This is a genomic window from Mesorhizobium sp. M7A.F.Ca.CA.002.05.1.1 (assembly GCF_003998335.1).
Classification (GTDB): Bacteria; Pseudomonadota; Alphaproteobacteria; order Rhizobiales; family Rhizobiaceae; genus Mesorhizobium.
Window position 1 is genome coordinate 1 of the sequence record NZ_RZQI01000557.1, and the last position, 4042, is coordinate 4042.

Genomic DNA, 4042 nt, shown 5'->3' on the forward strand with positions numbered 1-4042 from the left:
TGCGCGAGGGGCTGGGTTGGGGCGGGCTGCCGCGCTGGCTGATAGCAGACGACCTGGCGAGTGGCCGGCTGGTCGAAATCGACCTCGAATCCTTCAGGGAGGTGAGTTCGCCGCTGTTTGCCATGCACCGCAACGATCGCAGCCCGAAGCCCGCGGCGGCCTGGCTGATCGACCAGTTCAAGCGCCAGCTCGGCTGCTTCAACGAGTTCGAACCGGGCGAGGTGCCTGAGGAAGAGACAGGCCATCGATCAGTGCCATGAGCACGGCGCGGTAGTCCTGAGCTGACGCACCGGCCTCGATGGCCAGGGCGGCACGATCGAAGGCGGAGCCGAGCAGCGCGGTCAGCGCGTCGGCCGGCAATCTCGTCATCGTCTGCGCCCGCATCGCCGCGACCAGCCCTTCGCGCAGCGAACGGTTGCCGTGGCGGTTGTCGATCGCGTCCATGACGGCGCGGCCAAGCACGGCCGGGCCGTCGAGCAGCAGCAGCCGCGTGCGGCCGGGCGCGCGCATCGCAGTGAGATAGGCGTCGGAGCCGGCAATGAGCGCGTCGCGGGCATTGAGCGATGGCGGCGAAGCGCGCTCGATCTCCTCAGCCACCGCCATCGCCTCCTGCTCGACCACGGCGGCAAACAGCGCCTGCTTGTCGGCGAAGTGATGGTAAAGCGCGCCGCGCGTGACGCCGGCGGCAGCGACGATCTCCGGCGTGCCGGTCTCGGCATAGGATTTTTCGGTGAACAGCTTTCGTGCCGCGGCAATCAGGTCGGCGCGCGTCGCCTCGGTGCGGTCACGGTTGGAACGACGCGCGGAATCGCGTTGCATACATGCAGCCTGTATGTTAAATGAAGTTACATGCAGACTGTATGTTAATCGACGGGAGAAGGAAAGATGAAGACGACGAGCTATTACCCGGTGCTGATGACCGGCGACGTCGCCGGCACGACGGCGTTCTATATCGAGCATTTTCGCTTCCAGCCGCTATTCGAAAGCGACTGGTATGTGCATCTGCAATCGGTGGAGGACAGAAGAGTCAATCTCGGCATCGTCCAGGGCGATCATGAGACGATCCCGGAAGAGGGGCGCGGCCGCGCGTCGGGCCTGCTGATCAACTTCGAGGTGAGGGACCCGGATGCGGTCTATGAACGGATCGTCGCGGCCGGGCTGCCGATCCTGCGCTCTCTACGCGACGAACCCTTCGGCCAGCGCCATTTCATCACGCGGGATCCCAATGGCGTGCTGATCGACGTGATCAAGCCGATTCCGCCGAGCGAGGCGTTTCTGGCGCAGTACGCGGAGGGGGCGGTGGGCACCTGAACGATGTTTTCGTGTTGGCTGTTTCCTACGCAATTTATGATCATCCGGTAATGCCAAGCCGAGAAAGGTTTGATTTCTGAGCAGATGTGCGATGCAATCATGCGAGTGCAGGTGGCGAGCGGACCATTGAATGACCGAAGATCTTGTCGATCGAATTTATGAAGCGGCGTTCGTCCCCGATTTATGGCCAGACGTCTTCGACAGGTTGAGCGAACTGTCGAACTCGGCCGGAGGCGGTATGGGTTTATTCGATGATCGGCTGGACCCGATGCTCATCGCGTCGGACCTGGTCCGGCCGATACTGGAGGGCATCTCTGCGGAAGGCGGGTTCAAGAGCAGCAGTGTCTCCCAACTCCTGCTGACGCTGCCCCCACCCTCGGAATTCGTCTACGACGCGGATTACTTCCCCAAGGAGGCGCTCGAGAACAATCGGACGCGGCTCGACCGGACGCTGCCATTGGGAATCGGTGGCGAAGTCGGTACGTTCATATCCCTGCCTACAGGCGAAGTTCTGTTGTTTACGATGGAGCGTTGGCTGACCAATGATCGGCCATCCCGAGACGAATTGGACCAGCTCAACCGCATGAGGCCACATTTGGCGCGCGCCGGCCTGATTGGTGCGCGCCTGCGGCTGGAACGAGCGCGCGCTACGACTACGGCGCTTGCGGCGATCGGCCTGCCGGCCGCGGTGATGACGAGCAGGGGACGCGTTCTGGCGACCAATCAACTGCTTGACGCTCTGCCCCTTGTGTTCGTGCCGACGGCCCGTGATGGGCTCGCCCTTGCCGATGCCAAGGCAAACAAGTTGTTTCAGCAGGCGATTGCAAGCGGGACTGGTGACGCTGCGTCGGGTCGCTCCGTGCCCATAGCGCCAAGCGAGAATAGCGAGGCCATGATCGTTCACCTCATCCCTCTTCGCCGTCTGGCGCACGAACTTCTCTCAGGCGCCGACATACTGATCGCAGCCACGGCTCTCAACCCGACGAATCTGGTGCCTTCGCCGACCATCCTGACGGGCCTTTTCGACCTCTCGCCGGCCGAGGCGCGATTGGCGGCGGCATTGGCATCGAGGGATAGCCTTGGTGTGGCGGCGACAAGCGCCAACATCACCTATCGCACGGCCAGCACGTATCTTGGTCGTATCTTCGACAAGACAGGCACGCATCATCAGGCGCAACTCGTAGCTCTCCTGAAGGGAGCCTATGTCGCCGTTGCTCCCTCGAAGGGGGAGTGAGCAACGGCGGCCTTAAAGTCTTTGTGTTGATACATGTCGTTGTCCCAGAACCGCGGCACACTTCTGGGTGACTGCACTAGCTTCGCGCAACCGGCATCACCGTCACCTGGCTGACGCCGGTGCGGCGCACCACGGTGCATTGTGTCTCGCGGCCGATGCGCTCGGCGTCGAGCACGCGCACCAGGTCGTCGACGCCGGTGACCGGGCGGCCGTCTATTGCGGCGATGATGTCGCCCTCCTTCAAGCCGGCCTTGGCCGCCGGGCCATCCTTCTCGACGCTGCGCAGCCGCACCGCTGTATTCGTCGACACTTGCGACAGGAGCGCGGCGCGTCGCGGCAGATTGACGGTGTCGGCCGAGACGCCGATGAAGGCGCGGCGCACGCGGCCGAAGCGGATGATCTCCGAAATGACGAAATTGGCGGTGTTGGAGGCAACCGCGAAGGCGATGCCTTGCGCGCCATGGATCATGGCGGTGTTTACGCCGATGACCTCGCCGGCCGACGATACCAGCGGTCCGCCGGAATTGCCGGGATTGAGCGCTGCGTCGGTCTGGATGACGTCGTCGATCAGCCGGCCGGTGGAGGCGCGCATCGAGCGGCCGAGCGCGGAGACGACGCCGGAGGTGACGGTCCATTCGAAACCGAGCGGGTTGCCGATTGCAATGGCGATCTGGCCGCGCCGCAGCCGCTTGGAATCGCCCAGCGGTGCGACGTCGGCAAAGCTGCCGTCGGCGCGCACCAGCGCGATGTCGGTGTCGGGATCGCGGCCAAGAACACGCCCTTCTCTCGAAGCGCCGTCCGGCATCGAAACGCGCACCGTCCTGGCATCACCGACGACATGGAAGTTGGTGACCACCAGCCCGTCCGGCGCAATGACGAAGCCGGAGCCATGGCCGCCCTGACCGCCAACGCGCTCGATGCGGCAGACGGCCGGACCGATGCGGTCGACCGCGTCGGCAACCGTCGTCGAATAGGCGTCGAGCAACGTGTCATCGGTTTGGAATTTGGCGACGGCGACGGCCATGGGAGGGCTCCGTGTGTTCAGGCTTGATCGTGACTATATGTGCGGAGCGGCTGGAACCGCAGCGACCTGACCAGATGGCCAGTCAAACCGGCAACTAGCCGTCAGGCGAGTACCCGCGGACGCGCTGTCGAGCGATATCTGGGGCATGGATGAACCCAGGAGACCATTAATGAGCGATTTCAATCTGAGCGCGTTTTCGCAAGCCGTCGCCGATCTCGCCGCCAAGGCCGCGCCGGCAACGGCTGGCTTCGCTACGCATCATCACCGCACGGCAAGCGCCTTCCACTGGCGTGACGGCTATTTCGTCACCGCTGAAGAGGCTGTCGAGGCCGGCGAGGAGATCGATCTGGTGTTGGCCTCGGGGGAAACGGTGAAGGCCGAGCTGGTTGGCCGCGACCCTTCGACCGGTGTTGCCCTGCTGAAGCCGGCGGAGGCCGTCAGCGCCGCGCCGCTGGCCAAGGCCGATGCGGTGC

At 64.1% G+C, this 4042-nt stretch carries 5 protein-coding genes and 1 pseudogene; 4 read left to right on the plus strand and 2 right to left on the minus strand.

Annotated elements, in window-relative coordinates; all coding sequences use genetic code 11:
- On the plus strand, positions 1-260 hold a 260-nt coding region (locus EN939_RS23860), incomplete at its 5' end, for a LysR substrate-binding domain-containing protein (protein ID WP_245473144.1).
- Here EN939_RS23860 and EN939_RS23865 read toward each other — a convergent pair.
- Positions 199-819: a TetR/AcrR family transcriptional regulator gene (locus EN939_RS23865; protein ID WP_127270137.1), complete on the minus strand. Its 621-nt coding sequence runs from the start codon at positions 817-819 to the stop codon at positions 199-201. The two genes, EN939_RS23860 and EN939_RS23865, sit on opposite strands and share 62 nt — an antisense overlap.
- A 66-nt stretch (positions 820-885) precedes the next feature.
- Here EN939_RS23865 and EN939_RS23870 point away from each other — a divergent pair, with 66 nt between their 5' ends.
- Together EN939_RS23870 and EN939_RS23875 are read left to right on the plus strand one after the other, a co-directional pair.
- On the plus strand, positions 886-1311 hold the full coding sequence (locus EN939_RS23870; RefSeq protein WP_127270139.1) for a VOC family protein: 426 nt from the start codon (positions 886-888) through the stop codon (positions 1309-1311).
- A gap of 130 nt (positions 1312-1441) precedes the next feature.
- Positions 1442-2545 (plus strand): helix-turn-helix transcriptional regulator, encoded by a 1104-nt coding sequence (locus EN939_RS23875; protein WP_127270141.1) that lies wholly within the window; start codon positions 1442-1444, stop codon positions 2543-2545.
- Positions 2546-2621: 76 nt separating this feature from the next.
- On the opposite strand, the gene EN939_RS23880 is transcribed toward EN939_RS23875, so the two are convergent.
- Entirely contained in the window at positions 2622-3569 is a 948-nt protein-coding gene (locus tag EN939_RS23880; protein WP_127270143.1) for a S1C family serine protease, read from the minus strand.
- A gap of 169 nt (positions 3570-3738) precedes the next feature.
- Here EN939_RS23880 and EN939_RS23885 point away from each other — a divergent pair.
- Positions 3739-4042, plus strand: a pseudogene (locus tag EN939_RS23885) (trypsin-like peptidase domain-containing protein); the annotation flags it as partial.